The 17,868-nt window shown below is 58.9% G+C and carries 16 protein-coding genes; 11 read left to right on the top strand and 5 right to left on the bottom strand.

The genetic code is table 11. The annotated features are described in order from the left end of the window. The first annotated feature begins 289 nt into the window (after window positions 1-289). The gene (locus QZ634_RS06960) at window positions 290-1,243 is read left to right on the top strand and encodes an IS1595 family transposase (protein WP_291988061.1); all 954 of its coding nucleotides are present in this window, start codon (window positions 290-292) and stop codon (window positions 1,241-1,243) included. Here QZ634_RS06960 and QZ634_RS06955 read toward each other — a convergent pair whose 3' ends face one another. From QZ634_RS06955 to QZ634_RS06945, 3 genes are all read right to left on the bottom strand, one after another. Beyond that, window positions 1,244-1,621 (bottom strand): hypothetical protein, encoded by a 378-nt coding sequence (locus QZ634_RS06955; protein ID WP_291986719.1) that lies wholly within the window; start codon window positions 1,619-1,621, stop codon window positions 1,244-1,246. Window positions 1,622-1,980: 359 nt separating this feature from the next. Then, the gene (locus QZ634_RS06950) at window positions 1,981-4,059 is read right to left on the bottom strand and encodes a HAMP domain-containing sensor histidine kinase (RefSeq protein WP_291986717.1); all 2,079 of its coding nucleotides are present in this window, start codon (window positions 4,057-4,059) and stop codon (window positions 1,981-1,983) included. Between the two features lie 75 nt (window positions 4,060-4,134). Beyond that, window positions 4,135-4,854 (bottom strand): response regulator, encoded by a 720-nt coding sequence (locus QZ634_RS06945; protein WP_291986715.1) that lies wholly within the window; start codon window positions 4,852-4,854, stop codon window positions 4,135-4,137. A gap of 888 nt (window positions 4,855-5,742) precedes the next feature. Between QZ634_RS06945 and mobI the strand changes: the two genes are divergently transcribed. The 3 genes from mobI (at window position 5,743) to QZ634_RS06930 (ending at window position 7,111) form a co-directional block, all read left to right on the top strand. Further along, the gene (mobI, locus tag QZ634_RS06940; RefSeq protein ID WP_291986713.1) at window positions 5,743-6,225 is read left to right on the top strand and encodes a conjugative transfer protein MobI(A/C); all 483 of its coding nucleotides are present in this window, start codon (window positions 5,743-5,745) and stop codon (window positions 6,223-6,225) included. Window positions 6,226-6,230: 5 nt separating this feature from the next. Further along, window positions 6,231-6,521, top strand: a complete 291-nt coding sequence (locus tag QZ634_RS06935) for a hypothetical protein (protein ID WP_291986711.1) — start codon at window positions 6,231-6,233, stop codon at window positions 6,519-6,521. A 281-nt stretch (window positions 6,522-6,802) separates the two neighbouring features. Further along, window positions 6,803-7,111, top strand: a complete 309-nt coding sequence (locus QZ634_RS06930) for an H-NS histone family protein (protein WP_291986709.1) — start codon at window positions 6,803-6,805, stop codon at window positions 7,109-7,111. Between the two features lie 154 nt (window positions 7,112-7,265). On the opposite strand, the gene QZ634_RS06925 is transcribed toward QZ634_RS06930, so the two are convergent. Then, window positions 7,266-8,543, bottom strand: coding sequence for a plasmid pRiA4b ORF-3 family protein (locus QZ634_RS06925; protein WP_291986707.1), 1,278 nt, complete (start codon window positions 8,541-8,543; stop codon window positions 7,266-7,268). Window positions 8,544-9,065: 522 nt separating this feature from the next. Between QZ634_RS06925 and QZ634_RS06920 the strand changes: the two genes are divergently transcribed. Further along, the gene (locus QZ634_RS06920; RefSeq protein WP_291986705.1) at window positions 9,066-9,548 is read left to right on the top strand and encodes a type VI secretion system tube protein Hcp; all 483 of its coding nucleotides are present in this window, start codon (window positions 9,066-9,068) and stop codon (window positions 9,546-9,548) included. Window positions 9,549-9,922: 374 nt separating this feature from the next. Here QZ634_RS06920 and QZ634_RS06915 read toward each other — a convergent pair whose 3' ends face one another. Beyond that, on the bottom strand, window positions 9,923-11,377 hold the full coding sequence (locus tag QZ634_RS06915) for an MFS transporter (RefSeq protein ID WP_291986703.1): 1,455 nt from the start codon (window positions 11,375-11,377) through the stop codon (window positions 9,923-9,925). 140 nt (window positions 11,378-11,517) lie between these two features. Here QZ634_RS06915 and QZ634_RS06910 point away from each other — a divergent pair, with 140 nt between their 5' ends. From QZ634_RS06910 to QZ634_RS06885, 6 genes are all read left to right on the top strand, one after another. After that, window positions 11,518-12,414, top strand: a complete 897-nt coding sequence (locus QZ634_RS06910) for a LysR family transcriptional regulator (protein WP_291986702.1) — start codon at window positions 11,518-11,520, stop codon at window positions 12,412-12,414. 241 nt (window positions 12,415-12,655) lie between these two features. Beyond that, the gene (locus QZ634_RS06905; protein WP_291988059.1) at window positions 12,656-12,967 is read left to right on the top strand and encodes an integration host factor subunit beta; all 312 of its coding nucleotides are present in this window, start codon (window positions 12,656-12,658) and stop codon (window positions 12,965-12,967) included. A 91-nt stretch (window positions 12,968-13,058) separates the two neighbouring features. Next, entirely contained in the window at window positions 13,059-15,236 is a 2,178-nt protein-coding gene (locus QZ634_RS06900; RefSeq protein ID WP_291986700.1) for an ATP-dependent RecD-like DNA helicase, read from the top strand. Between the two features lie 517 nt (window positions 15,237-15,753). Beyond that, window positions 15,754-16,353, top strand: coding sequence for a DUF4357 domain-containing protein (locus QZ634_RS06895; protein ID WP_291986698.1), 600 nt, complete (start codon window positions 15,754-15,756; stop codon window positions 16,351-16,353). 108 nt (window positions 16,354-16,461) lie between these two features. Then, window positions 16,462-17,055 (top strand): hypothetical protein, encoded by a 594-nt coding sequence (locus QZ634_RS06890; RefSeq protein ID WP_291986696.1) that lies wholly within the window; start codon window positions 16,462-16,464, stop codon window positions 17,053-17,055. A gap of 110 nt (window positions 17,056-17,165) precedes the next feature. After that, the gene (locus QZ634_RS06885) at window positions 17,166-17,528 is read left to right on the top strand and encodes a hypothetical protein (RefSeq protein ID WP_291986694.1); all 363 of its coding nucleotides are present in this window, start codon (window positions 17,166-17,168) and stop codon (window positions 17,526-17,528) included. The last annotated feature ends 340 nt before the right edge of the window (window positions 17,529-17,868 follow it).

Genomic DNA, 17,868 nt, shown 5'->3' with positions numbered 1-17,868 from the left:
GGCTCCTTTCGTCACAGTCATTTCGGTTGCCCAAAAGACGAGAGTAGACCTGATTCCAGAGGGGTTTACAAGCTCTTGTCATAAGCCCATGAAAGTTAACGATTTTTCAATTGCCGAGTATGACGAAGGAAACTATGCTATCCGAGTGCCGAGGCCCTGCCCCGGGGGGCTATTCCCGCTGGTCATGAATCATGGCGCATCCTGATTAGCAACGAACGTCAGCCGGGCTCATCTGGCGAGCCTGCTGACCCGTAAAGTGATCGCTATCAACCAACGCGGGGTAGCGATTATGGCGATGAACCGAATCCAATTCCAACCAGGGCTGTCGATGCCGGAATTTCTCAAGGGGTATGGAACCGAGGTGCAGTGCGAGCAAGCGCTTGAGGCTGCTCGCTGGCCGGAAGGCTTCCACTGCCCGCGATGCACTGGAACGGCGCATTGCGTCGTTCGTGACGGCGCGCGCAAAGTCTTTCAATGCACCGCCTGCCGGCATCAAGCCTCGTTGATTGCCGGCACTGTCTTTCAGGGCACGAAACTGCCGCTGACCACCTGGTTCCTGGCGATCTACCTGATCAGTCAGGCTAAGACCGGGCTGTCGGCTTTGGCATTGAAGCGGCAACTGGGCGTGAGCTACCCCACTGCCTGGCTGATTCACCACAAGCTGATGCAAGTCATGGCTGACCGGGAGGAGCGCTATGTCCTTGAAGGGCATGTCCAAGTGGACGATGCCTACCTGGGCGGTGAGCGCACGGGGGGTAAGGTGGGGCGAGGTTCCGAGAACAAGGTGCCGTTTGTAGCCGCAGTTTCCCTGACCGAGGAAAACCGTCCCCTGCGCGTTCGTTTCACGCCGGTTTCGGGATTTACGAGCGAGGCCGTGCTGGCGTGGGCGAAGGGTAATGTCGCTCCCGGGAGCACCGTTTTCTCTGATGGATTGGCTTGCTTTGGTGCCGTGATGGGCGCCGCTTGCATTCACCATCCGACAGTAATGGCCGGACGGAAGCCCAAGGACGTGCCCGAGTTCAAATGGATCAACACCGTCCTCGGCAATCTCAAGACCAGCCTTTCGGGTAGCTATCATGCGTTCGACTTCCAAAAGTATGCTGCTCGCTATCTCGCAGCCTTCTGCTATCGCTTCAACCGGCGCTTCGATCTGCGCACGCTTCACCAGCGCCTACTCATCGCAGCCGTCACCGCTATTCCTCGTCCCCTGCGATCAATTCGCGTAGCTGACGTTCGTTGCTAATCAGGTGGCGCATTGATACCGGTCGACAGATACGGATAAGGCGGCGTGTTCCTGTGTCGCGCGCTCGCCCTGGGCTTCGAGGACGGCCTTCAGGATGCCTTTGAGCACAACGGGGTCGAGTGCCCGTGTTTGCGGTCCTTCGGCACCGCCGGCTCTGCCAGATGCTGTGCCGTAGGCCGCGAGGACTTGGGCCGAGACGCGTCGGCCGCGTTCTGTCGCGAGCCAGTCAACGGTGATGCCGCCGGCGACGGCAATGGCCAGCGCCTTGTCCAGCGGTGGCATTTGTCCGTCGTTCTGGTACGTCCGGAGCACAGACTCCGCGATCCCGCACTGCCTGGCAAAGGCCGCCACGGAGTGGTGTCCGATGAAGAGCTTCAAACGGGTCCAAGCGCGCTCGATTCGACTTGAGGAATTGAAAGGCTCTCGTGCCCTCGATCGGACGTCATTCCATCGGGTGGCGATTCTCCAGGGGTTTCGGCCTTGCTCATCTTGGTCCTTTCACAAGCGGCGCTCTTGAGGGCGGGAAGCCAGAGGGTCCGGCCAGGCGCAGTCGAGGCGAGGGCTGGCGGTCGTTGGTGTCCTGCACTAATTTCCACGCACCATGCACTCGCAAGCGCCCTGATCATCCCCGTCCGGGATGATCGGTCAAGGCCGGTGCTGGATTCTCGGCTCCGCACCAGCGCTCCGGCGCGGCGGCAGAAGCACGCGATCTCCTGCCTGGAACCCGTTGGCGGACCTTACTGAGTCCCTCCAACCCGCATTCGCTGCAGCGTCAGCAAGAAACTCACGCCATCTTCCACGTTGCGAACGTTGATCGTCCCGCCCATCTTCGCCATGTACGTCTTGGCGACGAAGAGACCTTGGCCCCGGTTGCCGTTGGCGCCGGCTTCCGCGTGCTCGGAAACGCCGTACTCGAAGATCTTGTCCAGGAAATCCTCAGCAATGGACCGGCCGACATTGTGAATGGTCACCGTCGCCGTAGTCTCCGTGGTCTCCAGGGTGAGGGTGATCGGCGTGCCGGGCTGACGGTAGCGATCGGCGTTCTTGAGGATGTGCGCGAAGACGTCTTCGAGGGGGAACTCGTCGGCGCGTACCCACACCGGTTGGTACGCAGCGGCGCAACGCACGTCGACAAAACCGGCGTTGTCAGCGACATTTCGTAGAAGCTTGGCAATGTCGATCGCCTGCACCTGCAACGCCGAGGACTGAAAGGCTTCGCTCGGACTGGCGTTGCCGTAGAGCACACGCACCGCCTGCTGCATGCGATTGATGTAGCGATAGCTGGGGTCGCCGGCGTGGCCATGCAGCACCAGGAGCGATTGTAGCGGCGACATGATTTCGTGACCAACGGCGTGCCACATGTCCCGTTCCTGCTCGGCGCGTATCCTTTCCCGCTCGGCGTCTTCCTTCACACGACGCAGGAGGTCGTTGAGGCAGTTGGCGAGGATCCCCAGCTCGTCGCTGCCGCGGAGATCCGCCAGATCGAAGCGCTGTAGGCCGCCTATGCCCTTCACGCTTCTGGAGAGCGCGCTGGAACGTCGCGTGAGACGGGATATGCGCCGGACGACGCCGGTCTCGATGACCAGCCACGCCAGCGCGATGGCCAGCAGCATGGCACCGACAAACCAGGAAACGCGCGAGGCGACGGCGCTCAGGATCTTGTTCACACTGCGCGCATCACCGTGGAACAGAATTCGATAGCTGCCCATGGGCGTCACCACCTCGTCGGCGAGTTCGACCGGGGCGTCGTAACGTTCCACCGGCAATTTGCGAATCAGGCGGGTGAGTAGTGGCGAAGGCTCCTCCAGGACCTCGTCCTTGCCGTGTAGTTGCACCAGATTGGTATGCTCACCGCGGTCAGCCTTCTGAATCGTCAGGGTTTCGCCGGGCAGAAGAAGGCCTGTCAGGTCGTTGAGGGAAAACGGCGGGACGGCACCGTCCTCGTTGCTGTCGAAAATCGCCGGGCCGTCCCCGGGGGGTAGCACTTCGACGCGAACCTGGAACTGGTCGAGGTCGGGGGGCGGCCACTGGGGCTTTTCCGGTTGGAAGAGCGCATCGCGCAGAACTTCGATCGGCAGGCGTAGCGAGAAGAACGATTTCTTCTCGCAATGCTCGTCGCTCTCCCGTGTGGCGTCGAGGCACCTGCCGCTCTGCCATACCCAGCCGCGGAATTCTTTCACCGGCATCTCGCCGGTGTAGTCCCGGTCGTCCAGCTCCACGTAACCGGTAAAACGACCCCGCATCCCCGACGCTCGTCGACGCTCGTCACGGCTCGGGACTTCGAAGGGCGCGACCCAGCGGTACATCTCTCCGCGCAGGCTGACCATTACCCGCAGGCGGTGAGCGCCATCGAGGAACTCGTTGCCGATGCGGTGAGGCAGCAGCGTGTTGCTGACAAAAGTGCCCGCCGCATAGATGAAGCCGCCGGCCCAGGGGTTGTTGGCAATCGCGATGCACAGGCTGCCGTAGTTCTTGTATTGGACCAGGCAACCGGCCATTTCCACGGCATGGCGGACCTTGCCCTGGTCGTCGAAATCGATGGCCGAGAAGGGCAACATCACCGGGCGCAGCGGTGTCACGGGACCGTCGCCGCGCGGCGGGTTGAGAAGTGCCAACTGGCCAGCCGGGTGGCGCAGGCGGGCGACGATCTGTTCCTTGGTCTTGGCGAAGCTCGCCTGATAGTTGTCGTAACTGCGCTGCTTTTCCTCCTGCAGCACTGCGACTGCCATGGCCACGACGGCCAGCGCCAGCAGCAGGAAGGAAGTCCGAAAGAGAATGCGCAGCCGGAACGACGCCAGCCAGGCCAGCGGTTTCATTCCTGAGACCTCACCGAAGAGGCGTAGCGATGCACCGGAGCGCCGCGGAGGAACACGCTGCTGTCCATCGCCCGCTTACCGATCGCTTGCGCCGGTGGAGATCGGGTCGGACCATCGGAAGCCGCGCATGGGGATGTTCTCGATACGGTCGAACGCCTCGTCCAGTTCGCGGAAAGCCTCACGGATGCTGCTGATGTGTTTACGGATGTTGTCCCGACTCCGGCCGCTCTTGACCACCTGGGACAGTTCTTCGTAAGAGACCACTTCGCCCCGTTTCTCATAGAGCGCGGCGAGGATGCGCTGGGCGGTCAGTGGCAGGTTGATTCGTTGTCCCCGCCAAAGGGGCGTGCTCTGCCGCAGGGGGTCAATGGAGAGTTCATCGCTGGCAGCCAAGGGCGGCTTGACGCTTGCACGCTGTCGGACGGCGCGCAGGATTTCCAGGAAGGTATCGATGAACTCGGCTTCCTCGAAGGTGGCCTTCTGCAAGTAATCCCAGGCATCCAGTGCCTTCATGATGCCACGGTAGATGGTGGCGGGCATCGCCGAGACCACCAGCACCGGTGTACCGCTGGTGCGTTTGTTGATGGCGTTGATGATCGCAACACCCGCGTGACGCTCCCGCCCCAGTTCGATATCCAGCACCACCAGGTCGTATTGCACGCGAGCCAGGGCGGCTTCCGCATCGTCGCGGGTGAACCACTGCTCCACGGTGATGCCCGGGTGCGCGGAAAGAATCCATTCCTTGAGTTGGTTGCTGGTGGGAATGTCGTCTTCAATGACGGCCACTTTGAACATGGAGCGCTCCGATCCTCTTTTCCAGAAGTATCGCTATTTTTGGCGGAGAAAGCACCGCCGTCGTGTGAAGGTTTCTTCACACGTGTGACGGTTTGTTCACGCGTCGGAAGAAGCGCGAATGTTGCGGAAGAAACGGGTTGGGCTGACTACCGAAGTCGCCCGGTGGCGGCATGGAATCCTCCACCGTATGTCCTGCACCATGGGGGCCATGAGCAAACGGAAGGCATCTGGATCGTGCCGCCGAAAGAGGGTCAAGAACCCACGCCCCAAGAAGCATGACAGGGAAGGTAGCCACCATGTCGGATCGTCTGAGGAACCTCGTCTTCATCCCGCTTTACATCCCGGCAAGGCCGGCCGTTGCCGTCTCTCGGGCAGGCAGATGGCCTCTGTCGTTGATCAGCGCGTTCGGGATGGGGCAGCGAAACGGGGCAGTGGTACCGCAGGAACCCTGCAGCGATACCTCTGGGGTTTTGAGCATTTTTGACCACGATCTGTGCACCGCCAGAGCACCTGGCCGCATGCGAATCGAGCGTGCTCGGTATCAGGTTCGAAATGCGACCGGGAAGGACGCATCTCGGCCGCAAGGGGAGGCGGCTGGTGCCTACGATTGCACCCACCATGCCCTATTACATAAGGATTGGTTGGGCTGCAGCCTTATGGAAGAAAAAAGCCTGCTCATTGGCCTGGAATTACCCCCTGGGGGACGTCCTGCGAGGCCCGGAAGCCGGCCAAATAGGCGAAATGGCCGTCCTTGGTAACCGGGAAAGGCGCTTGGCTTCGGTCACAACGAGGGTTTTGCGCTATCCGGGTGTCGGCGTTTTGGCCGATTTCTCATAAGGATTGGTGGGGTGACGAATCCTTATCTTTAAGAGGGGGCACGGACTACCGATGGAAGACCGGATCAGGGACGTACGAGCACTGCTGCAAGCTCAGCTGAAGGACGTGTTCGAGCAGGCCAGAGACCTGGGTAATCGCTACCTGCAGGAAGTCATGGAGGCGAACACCGGCAAGGACTGGAGCCAGAAAAACACGTTGCAGTTTCGGGTTCGGCAGCGGGGCAATGCGCTCTCCATCGAGTGGTACCTGGTCAATTGGTACGGCAGGAAGGCTCAAGGTCGCGAGGCGCGCCGAACGTACATTCCGAAGCGCAACAGCAGTCGGCGTCGGGATGCACAAGTATTCGGCTACCGCCTGGAGGACCTGCTTCGACACACCTCGGGGTGGGACGATGACCTTGTCACTGCCGTAGAGAGCGAGGCCAGCGCGTATCGTCGTCAGGCGCATTACCTTGCCGACATGCTCGTGACGCTGGAGCGCCTGGAGCGGTTTTCGAAGACCGCGACGCAGTCGCAGGGCGAGCGGAAGGAGTAGGCGTCATGAACAAACCCCCTCGCTATTTGGTGACCGATCAGTTCGATCTCGGGATGCTGGCCTCGCTGACCGCGGACATCACGCTGACGGAGATTTCCCTCGCCGACGTTTGCCAACGCATCGAGAATGCCGAGCGCGAGCAAGAGATGGGGCTTCATGGCGGATGGGCTGCTGCTGTGAAAAACAGAGCGGCGGTCACGCTGGTGCCCAACGGGCCGATCTTGCTACTCGCCCGGCGAGTGGAAACCGATTGCGGGGTGATATTCAAATGGGTGCAGGTCGAAGTTATCAACTGACTTTCTTGCGGTGCGGCGGGCGATGTTGAGCGACTGGTCTGTCGTCCAATGGCGTAATCGGGGAGAGGCGAGAACTGCGAACCTGGGCCAAGCTTGTCAACGAAATATCGTTGGGGGTGTGATCCATCGAGTTTCGTTCGGGTCAATTCGTTGAACTGACCTGGGCTAATCGGTTCAAATAGGCGTTTATCGTATTGAATCAGCCCGCACTCGATTAAAATCCCGTCAGTGGCGCCTTTTCGGCGTTTCACATTAACTAGCAACCCCTCTCAGGAGATTCCATGCCGAACTACCAGGAACTGCTTGCCGAACGCGACGAACTCAATCAACGGATCGACGAAGCCCGTAGAACTGAAGTGGCAGAAGCGATTCATCGGGTGAAGGACATTATCCAGGAATACGACTTGACAGCGGCCCAGTGTGGTTTTAGCGCAGGCGCTGCAGGTACCCAGAAAGCGCGCGCCCCCGTCAAAGCCAAATACATCACGCCCGACAAAAGAGTGACCTGGAGCGGTCGTGGGAAACTCCCGAATGTGTTCAAGGCGCTGGTTGAAGCAGGTCACCGAATGGAGCACTTTTTGCTGAAGTGATGGCGCTCTACGATCACTCCGTGTCAAGCGCGTAGTGGTTGTCAGGCACGGGTGCACCTCCGCAATGGCAATATCCATTACAGCCAGAGGATGACCGCGAGTCGGTAGAAGCGATCGCGAAGATCAGTTACCGCAGAATGGGAAGCGAAGAGACTCACTGGTACTGCTGTGGCGCCTTTCCCTCTTTGGCGAGGACGGCAGGTTCTGCGCCGGTTTCCGACGCATCCAGCTTCTCCACCAGCACGTTGAAGCGCCAGTCGTCGCCGAAGTCATAGCGGAATTCAACAAGTTGTCGGGGAGACAACCCGGCTTCTCCCAAGGTCACTTCGTCAGCATAATCGTCATCGACATCGCTGCCGCTGGGGTCATCGAGTGTGCGCTGGGTCGCGTACTCGTCCTGGTAGCGAAACTGATACAGGTGTTCGTGATCAAAATTGAACGCGTCGAGGATGAATTCTGCGAGGTCCGCGAAGTCGCTTTGGGCAGGCATCACGATGCGGCGCCAGACACCTTGGCCGAGCGCAACCTTAAATGTCACACTCCCTCGGAACGGTTCGACGGTCTCCGGTTCTCCCAGAGAACTGCGCCAGGCGGGAAAGAACGGGATCACCGCGTCTGCCCAAGTAAAGAAAGGAGGGCGATCCAGTTCTTCTTCACTTGAATCTTCCTCTTCGACCGAATTCTCACCCGAAGGGTTAAGCAAATGCTCCAACAATTCGGTAGAGGTGTAGCGGAACGCGCGAAGGTAGGTGGCGCTGGCCGACAGTCCCCACGGTGTCGCGACCATCCGCTTGATCTGCCAGCCTTTACCTGAGACGGCCTGATCGGACACGATGTCGAGCAAACCGAACAATTGCATCATGGCGATCTGCTTCATGCCGAGCAATGCCAGCATGGCCACTTGCCACTTTTCGTCTCGCTCTTTCGCACGGCTGCCAGGACGGTGGCGCTTCAGGAAGGTGCAACGATATTCTGCCATCCTGTCGGCTGCTGCCAGGCCGAAACGGTCCGGCCCGAAATCGGCGAAGCTCCACCAGCGTTCGAGCAGGCTGAAATATCGTTCTGTCGGATTGAGCAATTGCCACTTGGCGGCCATTTCCGTATTCACGACCATCCGCGGCGTGGTGGCGAAACGATCAACTTTCCCCAATCGACTGAAGCGCAAGAGCAGGTGAAACCCATCCACGTTGGGGTACGACGTCTGCCTGCCGCGGGGGAGGCCGATCGGGACGGGGTGAGTAAGCAAGGCATTGAGTTCGGGCAGGCGTGCGATGGCAAATTCGCTGGTCTTTGGCGAAACCGGGATACCGTCCGTGCTCAGGTAGTCCAGAAGCGCGTCGAAATCACGCACGACGGCGCCGGGAGGTGCGTCTGCGTTGGCAACGCGAGCGAACACGGTGCGCTCGGCATCGGTGAGGGAGAGAGTAGTCATGTCGGTTCTTTCTAATGCCGGGCTCGCGCCGCGCGATCACGCACGAAGATAGCAAGCGTGGTGGCTTCGTTCAGTATCACCGGCCAGGGTAACTGGGGTCAATCGGCGCCAAAGCGCAAGCAGCCTTCCGGTCGGCCCAACGCCTCCCGAGGCGGTGCAATCATTTGCACTGAGGCGCTGGTGAAACGAGTGAAGCCGAAGATGTCGTCGGCTCGTTTGGGCGATCTCTGGGTCTTCAAACTCATCGAGAAGAGTCGGGGCGCGGGGATCGATGAGGTCGCGAAGGAAGCGACGGAGGTGCTGTGTGAACGCTTGCGACTTTATCGCGCTGATCGGGCTAGCCACGCGGACGACGGCCAGAGGCGCTGAGCGAAGCGGCATGCGGATGATTCTTCAGGGGATACCGGGAGAAGATCGCAGATTCACGCCGATTGATCGGCGTTCATAAACTAGCCTGCCGTTGACGATTGCTGTAGGTTAGAACCGTCGGGCTTCCTGCCCGCTAACGTAAGGAGAGCAGTCATGGCCATTTTCGCAAAATACGATGGAATCGATGGCGAGTCTCAAGATGACAGGCACGGCAAGTGGATCGACGTCCTGAACGTCGATTGGGGAATGCATCGCGCCGGTGGGGGCGCAACAGGCCAGAGCCGCCGTCGCGGCGCCGCGATCGTCGAAGACTTGACGCTGACGATCGCATACGAAAAGGCTTCCCCGAAGTTGCAGGAGACGTGCCTGACGGGAAAAGTCATTCCGAAGCTGGAAATCGAGCAGACCGCGACCTACGGCGGCGCTCGTGAAACCTACCTCAGGTACGAATTGAAGAACGTGATGATCACCAATATTCAGGTGAGCGCCTCGGGCAACGACGATGATGGGCCACCGACAGTCGTCATCGGCAACAACTTCGAGAAAGTCAAGGTGACCTATACCGAGTACGACAATACCGGCGGCGAGAAAGGGAACATCGAGTACAGTTGGAAAGTCGAGAAGGGCGCCAAGTAGTTGCCGGGGTGAGCGCCTCGGGGCCGGAGTGGTGGGCACGGAACGAAAAGTCCAGCGTACGTGCAAACGCCACCGTCACGCACCTATTAAGCCGAAGACAACTCCCTGCGGTCACGAAGCGTCCTACCCGCAGCACTCCATGTGCGATCGCTAGTCGGCTGAGCTTGACTGCTGAGCCGGCCCGTCAACGTGGCACCTTCCACAACGAGGAGAACGCTTGGCGGGTCATGCCATGCGAAAGGTGACTGACCGGATAGGACCCAAACCTGCCAACTGACGCTGGCAAATGTCTTGGCAACCTGCTGGCTACAAAGTGGTCCATTCCCCTGCAATTTGCGATGGTCTGCGTTTTCTGAATCCAGCGCGGGTACGTCTCAGGGAACAAGCTTCTGATCGCGCAAAGTGCGACGGTACGCTCCAGCCGCGATTGCGAGCGCGACGACAAGCAGCGCAGCCGCGACCGAGAACGTGATGCGCATCCCGCTGGCAACTGCCTCGGGGCTTGCCGTTGTTATGTCGGTCGTCGCTGATGCGAGGGCGAACACGGCGCCCATGACTGAAGCCCCGGTGATCAGTCCCAGGTTGCGTGACAAGTTGAGCATGCCGGAAGTAGCGCCGCGCAGGTCCGGGCGGACATCCGTCATGACATTGGTGTTGTTGGCCGTCTGGAACAGCGCGTAGCTCGAGGTGATGACGACGATTGGTGCGATGTAGCCAGGGAGTCCGAAAATCGTCGGCAGCATGGACAGCGTGAAGGCGCCCGCTGCCATTCCGAAGAGCCCGATGGTGGTCATGCGTTGTGGTCCAAACCGGTCGGCAATGCGTCCGGCTGGCACGGCGGTCAGCGCAGCAACCAGCGGGCCGACGGACAGGACAAGTCCAACCAGCGCGGCGTCGAGCCCGAGGGTACGCGAGAGATAGAACGGCCCGACCACCAGGGTCGCCATCATCACCGTCGAGACGAGCATGCTGGTGGCGAGACTCGAACTCAGCACGAGATTGCGGAACATCGCCAATCGGATCAACGGTGACGCTGCGCGTTTCTCGGCAAGCACGAAGAGGCCGGCTCCAAGGACAGAAGCCAACAGCAGAGCGACGTTGAATGGGCCAAAACTGCCGCGCCCGGTCGTCATGGCTAGCGCATATGCCGCGAGTGTCAGGGCCAGCAGCAGCGTGCCCAAACTGTCGAAGCCGGGGCGCTCTGCTTTCAGTCGCTTTCGATCATTCGGCAGGTAGCGATGGGCAAGGAAAAGAGCCAGGACACCCAGTGGCAAGTTGATCAAAAAGATGACCCGCCACCCGAGTTCGGCGATCAGAATGCCGCCGAGTGATGGGCCGAGCGCGGTACCTATCGCAGACATCGTTCCGAGCAGCCCAATGGCGCTACCGGTCTTTGCCTTGGGAACCGTTTCACCGACCAACGCCATGGTGAGGGCCATCATGATGGCTGCGCCAAGACCCTGCAGTGCACGCGCAGCAATCAGTAACCAGAGCGTGGGAGCGACGCCGCACACGCTTGATGCCAACGTAAACAGGAAGATTCCGGCAAATAGCAGCCGCTTGCGGCCGGTAATGTCACCGAGCCGTCCGACGCTGACGATCGTGGTGGTGATGGCTAGGAGATAGGCGAGGACGATCCACTGGACCTCCTGAAAGGAGGCATTGAATGCCTCCGCAAAGTTTGGCAATGCCACATTGGCGATGCTCGTGCCGAGCGAAGATAGCAAGATGGCTAGCGAAAGGGTGGCGAGCGCCCAGCGCACCGAAGGGGCCTGTCCAGCGCTTCGATAGACGGCCTCATCTTGTCCTGCAATGATTGCGTTCATCATGAACTCCTTGTCGTGACGGTTCCCGAATCGGAACTGTCACCAACATAAGCCTTCACGTGCCATGGCGGAAGGCGCATCATTTACACTTTATTCGTGCGTTGGACGCCATATAATGACCAGGCCGTCTTAGGACTCAATAGATGTCGACACCCGATCTGAATCTGCTCGTCACACTTGATGTGTTGCTCGCCGAAGGCAGCGTTGCGCGCGCTGCCAGACGGTTGCGGCTCAGCCCGTCGGCGATGAGCCGGGCACTGGCGCGATTGCGAGAGACGATGGGTGATCCGTTGCTGGTCAGGGCCGGACGCGGTCTCGTTCCCACGCCACGGGCGATCGAACTACGCGAGCGGGTCAGCCAGCTCGTGGAGGATGGAAAAGCCGTGCTGCGCCCAACCGAGACGCTCAACCTCAAACAGCTGGATAGGACGTTCACGCTCCGGACCAGGGAGGGTTTTGTGGAGAACTTCGGACCGGAGCTCATTGCCCGCGTCGGCGAGGAAGCACCCGGTGCGCGGCTTTGCTTCGTGCAGAAGCCCGACAAGGAAAGCACGGCACTGCGCGACGGGATCGTCGATCTGGAAACTGGCGTTGTGGGGAAGACGACGGCTCAGGAACTGCGTGTGCAGACATTGTTCCGAGACCGCTTCATTGGCGTCGTGCGAATGGGGCACTCCTTTAGCCAGGGTGAGATTTCGCCCTCTCGTTTTGCGGCCGGCAGGCACATCGGCGTTTCGCGCAGGGGACTCGACGAAGGCCCGATTGACGAAGCATTGAAGCCACTTGGGCTGGGACGGCAGATCGTCACGATTGTCGGAGGCTTTTCGACCGCGCTGGCCTTGGCTCGAGGCTCCGACTTGATTGCCACTGTTCCCGAACGACACACGGGAAATCTACGTGCCGGAATGCATAGCTTTCCCCTCCCGGTGACCACACCGGAGGTCACGGTCTCATTGCTCTGGCACCCAAGGCTGGATGCCGATCCAGCACATCGTTGGCTGCGCGGCCACGTCAGGGCTGTCTGCGCGGCGTTTCGCTGAAATGATTGGGGCGACGGCCAATCGAGTCGAACGGCGGGTTCCGGATTGGCTTGCTGTCGTTCACGGCAGCCGCACTTTCGCTGCCACTACGTCGCCCGCCGGCCGACAGCTGCCGCCGACCGCTGACCTTCGCGACGTCGAAGGCAGAAGGGATGGTGGGGTCGTTACGGGAAATTCTCGTTGCGGTGAACTCCCGCCGGCGGCGACAGCCAACGCCAGTCCAGACGTTAAAATGCTGACTATGACTCGCGCTGATCTGATCGCCGCCATCGCCTCCCGTTTTCCGACGCTGACGGTGAAGGATACCGACATCGCCGTAAAGGAAATTCTCGACGCCATCGGGCGCTCCCTGGCGCAAGGTGATCGTGTCGAAATCCGTGGTTTCGGAAGTTTCCGCCTGAACTACCATCCGGCGAGGGCGGGGCGCAATCCACGAACCGGAGTCGCGGTTCCGGTCCCCGAAAAGTACGTGCCCCATTTCACCGCTGGCAAGGAACTGCGGGAACGCGTAGAGGCGTCACTCAAGGACGCACCGCTTCAGCATGCCGCCTGATGCACACCCTTGGCAGACTCGACGCAGCCGGCGCTAAGCCCGTTCGCAGTCGCTTCGCGCGCCGCCTTGGGTAGCCTGACCACGCCCCTCCATGCCTGACGCCGCCGAACTCGACCGTCTCGCCGGCCTGGTTGAACGCGTCACCTTCCACAACGAGCAGAACGGTTTCTGTGTTCTGCGTCTGAAGGTGAAGGGCGAGCGAGAACTGATCACCCTGATCGGCCACGCCCCCGTCGTTTCCCCTGGCGAATACGCCTCTGCTTCCGGCAACTGGGTCACCGATCGCGAGCATGGCCGGCAGTTTCGCGCCGTATTCGTCAAAATCTCGCCGCCGACCACCTTGACAGGCATTGAGCGCTACCTCGGTTCAGGGATGGTCAAGGGAATCGGCCCGGTCTATGCCGGCAAGCTGGTGAAATCCTTCGGTGCGGCGGTGTTTGATGTCATAGAGCAATCTCCCGAACGTCTCCGCGAAATTCCAGGCATCGGGGAAGTCCGCGCCAGGAAGATCACCTCCGGCTGGGCCGACCAGAAGGTCATCCGCAGCATCATGGTCTTCCTGCACGCGCATGGCGTCTCCACGTCCCGAGCGGTGCGCATCTTCAAGACCTACGGTCAGGGCGCCATCGAGATCGTCACCGAAAACCCCTACCGGTTGGCCCAAGACATTCGCGGCATCGGTTTTCTCTCCGCGGATACCATTGCCCAGAAGATCGGCATCGCCAAGGATTCTCCCCTCCGAGCCCAGGCGGGCATTTCCTATGCACTCACTGAAGCCTCTGGCCAAGGCCACTGCGGTCTGCCCTACGCTGAACTGGTGCCCTTGGCGGTGAAGCTGCTCGACATCCCGGAATCGATCATCGAGACAGCGATCGCTCAGGAAATCACCAACGAAGTGCTGTTGCCCGATACCGTCTCCGGCCAACCCTGCGTGTTCTTGGCACCCTTGTACTACGCCGAGCAGTCGATCGCTGCCCAGATTCAGCGTCTTGGTACGGGCGGAACCACCCTGCCGGCTTTCGATGCCGACAAAGCCATTCCCTGGGTCGAGCAGAAGCTCTCCATCCAATTGGCCGACAGCCAAAGGGAAGCAATCCGTCTCGCACTGACTTCAAAGCTGCTGGTGATCACCGGCGGCCCCGGCGTTGGCAAGACCACCTTGGTGAATTCGATTCTGACCATCATGACCACCAAGGGCGTCAAGCCCCTGCTGTGTGCGCCGACGGGAAGAGCAGCCAAGCGTCTGTCCGAATCGACAGGTCTGGAAGCCAAGACCATTCATCGCTTGCTGGAGGTCAATCCGATCAATGGCCAGTTCAAGCGCAATGCGGACAATCCTCTGGAATGCGACCTGCTGGTGGCCGACGAATGTTCGATGATCGACGTGCCGCTGGCGAATCAGTTACTCAAGGCAGTCGCTACAAGTACAGCGATGATCCTGGTCGGCGACGTAGATCAACTGCCCTCGGTCGGCCCCGGACAATTTCTCACCGATTTGATTGACTCGGGGGCAGTTCCCGTGATTCGGCTGACGGAAGTGTTCCGACAGGCAGCGACCTCGCGCATCGTTCGCAGCGCCCACCAGATCAACCGGGGCGTCTTTCCCAGCCTGCCCGAGAAGGGAGAAACGTCGGACTTCTATCTCGTCGCTGCCGAGGAACCGGAAGTCATCGCGCAAACCGTGGTGGATTTGGTGCAGACCCGCCTGCCAAGAAAGTTCAAGGTCGATCCGATCCGCGACATTCAGGTTCTTTGCCCGATGAACCGGGGAATCACCGGTGCCCGCGGCATCAACGAAGCCTTGCAGGCGGTGCTGAATCCGCCCGGCGAACACAGTGTCGATAAGTTCGGCAACCGCTTCAGTGTCGGTGACAAGGTGATGCAGATCGAGAACAACTACGACCGGGATGTCTTCAATGGCGACATCGGCTTCGTAACCGGCGTTGATCTCGACGAAGAAGAAGTCGCCGTGGCCTTCGATGGCCGGGTAGTCACCTATCCGTTTGGCGAACTCGACGAACTGGTGCTCTGCTACGCGACGACGATCCACAAGTCACAGGGTTCCGAGTACCCAGTGGTGGTCATTCCGATCTCGACCCAGCACTACATGATGCTCAAGCGCAACCTCATCTACACCGGGATCACGCGTGGCAAGAGGCTGGTGGTGCTGGTCGGGCAGAAGAGGGCGCTGGCCATGGCGGTCAAAGGTAAGCAGGTGGAACGGCGCTGGTCGAAGCTGAAAGAACGGCTGGTGGCGACGAAACGGTAGTCGCGTAGCCTCTTTAGCGTTACCAGGAAACACGCCTGCGGGCGTCGCTGCGGCGGTCAAGGACTGCTCCCGGCCAGGGGAGCAGACGGTCGCGGCTTTTCTTGAAAGCCGCCGTTGGCTTGGAGCGATCAGCCGTAAGCGGTCATTCGGCTGCGCATCTCACTTTTTTGTCTGACCGCCCGCTACGTGGCGCAAAGCAGCCGGTGGGCGCAGGATGACGTCGGTCGGCAGCCGGCCAATTGCGGCCGGTAGAGAGGTTTGTCAAAAGCAGTCATTGAAGCGATCTGGGTGTATGCTAGAAAGCTATACTGGGGTCATAGCGATGACGAAACGCAGCAGGGTAGTGATTTCAAAACACCCGAACTCACTCACTGTATGAAAGCACGGCACCTTCCCGAACATCCGCAAGAGCGCTGATATGTTGATATACGTCCTTAGATTAAACATATCCGCGGACGATGGTTAACGTCAGGAGGTTAACTTACAAGTTGGGCTTCGCAAAATTGAGGATCTCTGGATGGACGATGATGGCGTACAAACAGCATTTGAGCTTATTTTGGAAGAAATCGGAAGCGTATCAAAAGAGCTGAAAGAGAGTGCCAAAAGGCTTGTTGACAAGGATGATTTTGATTCCGTATCCGCGCTTATGGGAACGGGCAAGCGCCTGGATACCTTCCAGTTAAAAGTGAAGGCGTTACAAAAAGAATGGGTTGAAGCATTTGATCCAGGAACAAGGGGCAGGACCCACTATGAGCCGGTAGCATTTGAAACAGCTACTACCCAGTTATTACAATTAACAATGACATATGCAGAAGCCTGGGCAGAGGCGGACTGCATTGGGCGCGAAGTCACGATACTCGCTGGCTCGTTTGTTCGTAAACAAACATTTGAATCTTTGCATGCAAACGTCCTACAGCGCCGGAAGGACGCCGAAAAGAAAGGGATCCTAGTGCTATGCAATAATCCAGAGCTTCTTGAAGTCAAGTCCGCGGCCGCATTCACAAGCCCATCCGCTGCCGCGCAATTTGTCGCCGGTTGCTCTGTAAGCGGCCCACGAGAATGGCAAGTAAAAGGAAAGGGTGTGTCACTGAAACATTGGAAGGCGAAGCAAGAATAGCCCAACATGTCGCTCAACCTCGTTCCCTTCGGTCGCTGGCCGCTGCGCAACAAAGCCGCGCACTGCCGGTTAGCTCTACGTTAGACAGTACAACATCGCCGGATTTCTATGAAACAAGAAATAACTGCCCGGTTTTTACTGAACATCGCTCGAGTAAAGAACCTAGTGGCCATTTATACAAATCAGCTAGCTGGTTCAGGCAAAGGAAGGCGCGGCCACCAAAAAACAGACGTATTGCGGGCAGCTACGGTTCTTTTGCATGCATCGGTCGAAGATGTTTTACGCAGCCTTGCCTATTGGAAGTTGCCTGTTTCTACAACTTCCGTTCTAGATCAGATTCCGTTTGTGGGTGGCACGGCAATGAAAATCACCCTCGGAGCGCTATCTGCGCAACGCGGGAAATCGGTTGTAGACGTTATCAAAGAATCTGTAGATGCCAGCCTTGAGCGCTCCAATTACAATAACCCCGGTGAAGTTTGCTCACTACTTCAATCTATTGGCCTCAGTACCGCAGCAGTTCAGCCATATCTGCCAAAGCTGGAAGATGCAATGAAGCGCCGTCATCAAATTGTGCACCGAGCAGATGCGAACCTCAACGTTGGCCAGGGCAATCATAAGGTTGCTTCCATAAGCCCAGCGAAAGTGAATGCATGGGTAGCAAATACAGAGCAGTTCGTTAATGCTGTACTCGCACAAGTCTGAAATGCTGTCTTACCCTTCAGTCGAGAGGGACAGCCACAAGCTGCGCTTGTGGTTCCCTCCGCTTAGCTCCGGCTGCCCCTCACTTCTACGTTAGCCAACTAGGAAAACTTATGAGGACACCGCAGGAAGTAAGTGGCCTTTTTCGCCGTGCAGAATCCGCAATCTCGGAATTTGAGCAGAACACTCGTTTCTCGGTTTCAGCTGCTAATGAACTTAGATACGCTGGACGGCATCTCGCTGATTACATCGCGTTAGAGGACGAAGAACGAAAACAGGCATGCCTAGAAAGGGCCGCGCAACACTGCGAACGTGCAATCGACGATTCGTTAAAATTGGTCAATATGCAAGTAGTGAGCTCCATTAGAGATAAAGAACGGTTGTATTCTCTCGATCGTTTAAAGAACTATTCGGCGCTTGCGTTCGGAATCGCCAGCTTAATCGCAGCACTGCTCTCATTGATTGGGGGGGCATGAGATGCAGCTTGACCTTCCCATTACGTCTGAGCACATTGGCATCGCGTCCGTCGTTCTAACAATCATCGCTTTCGTAGTGACAGTTGCTTACTGCAAGGTAACTAGTACTAGCATTTCGCTTCAGGAGCTAATGGTTCGTTCGCTGGCGGCAAGCGCATTACCCACTGCCGTAGTCATCCTTGCATGCGCGGTCGATACATCGCTCCTAACAAGACTCGGAGGCATACTGCAAGTGTATATTGCACTTGCCGGACTGTCGCTCGCGTACGTATCTCTCGTAGCGCTATTTAGTCCCATAAAAGTAGATGAAAGTGGCGACTAGTGAGCTAACAAAGCAATG

Source organism: Candidatus Accumulibacter sp. ACC007, from assembly GCF_907163205.1.
Taxonomy (GTDB): domain Bacteria; phylum Pseudomonadota; class Gammaproteobacteria; order Burkholderiales; family Rhodocyclaceae; genus Accumulibacter; species Accumulibacter regalis.
The sequence above is the reverse complement of the archived record's forward strand: the minus strand, read 5'-3'. Positions and strand labels throughout refer to the sequence as shown.

Coding starts and splice junctions, on each gene's coding strand:
- QZ634_RS06900 (WP_291986700.1), top strand. CDS start 13,059: ATGCCTGACGCCGCCGAACTCGACCGTCTCGCCGGCCTGGTTGAACGC.
- QZ634_RS06925 (WP_291986707.1), bottom strand. CDS start 8,543: ATGACTACTCTCTCCCTCACCGATGCCGAGCGCACCGTGTTCGCTCGC.
- QZ634_RS06930 (WP_291986709.1), top strand. CDS start 6,803: ATGCCGAACTACCAGGAACTGCTTGCCGAACGCGACGAACTCAATCAA.
- QZ634_RS06945 (WP_291986715.1), bottom strand. CDS start 4,854: ATGTTCAAAGTGGCCGTCATTGAAGACGACATTCCCACCAGCAACCAA.
- QZ634_RS06915 (WP_291986703.1), bottom strand. CDS start 11,377: ATGATGAACGCAATCATTGCAGGACAAGATGAGGCCGTCTATCGAAGC.
- QZ634_RS06895 (WP_291986698.1), top strand. CDS start 15,754: ATGGACGATGATGGCGTACAAACAGCATTTGAGCTTATTTTGGAAGAA.
- QZ634_RS06960 (WP_291988061.1), top strand. CDS start 290: ATGGCGATGAACCGAATCCAATTCCAACCAGGGCTGTCGATGCCGGAA.
- QZ634_RS06890 (WP_291986696.1), top strand. CDS start 16,462: ATGAAACAAGAAATAACTGCCCGGTTTTTACTGAACATCGCTCGAGTA.
- QZ634_RS06950 (WP_291986717.1), bottom strand. CDS start 4,059: ATGAAACCGCTGGCCTGGCTGGCGTCGTTCCGGCTGCGCATTCTCTTT.
- QZ634_RS06905 (WP_291988059.1), top strand. CDS start 12,656: ATGACTCGCGCTGATCTGATCGCCGCCATCGCCTCCCGTTTTCCGACG.
- mobI (WP_291986713.1), top strand. CDS start 5,743: ATGGAAGACCGGATCAGGGACGTACGAGCACTGCTGCAAGCTCAGCTG.
- QZ634_RS06935 (WP_291986711.1), top strand. CDS start 6,231: ATGAACAAACCCCCTCGCTATTTGGTGACCGATCAGTTCGATCTCGGG.
- QZ634_RS06885 (WP_291986694.1), top strand. CDS start 17,166: ATGAGGACACCGCAGGAAGTAAGTGGCCTTTTTCGCCGTGCAGAATCC.
- QZ634_RS06910 (WP_291986702.1), top strand. CDS start 11,518: ATGTCGACACCCGATCTGAATCTGCTCGTCACACTTGATGTGTTGCTC.
- QZ634_RS06920 (WP_291986705.1), top strand. CDS start 9,066: ATGGCCATTTTCGCAAAATACGATGGAATCGATGGCGAGTCTCAAGAT.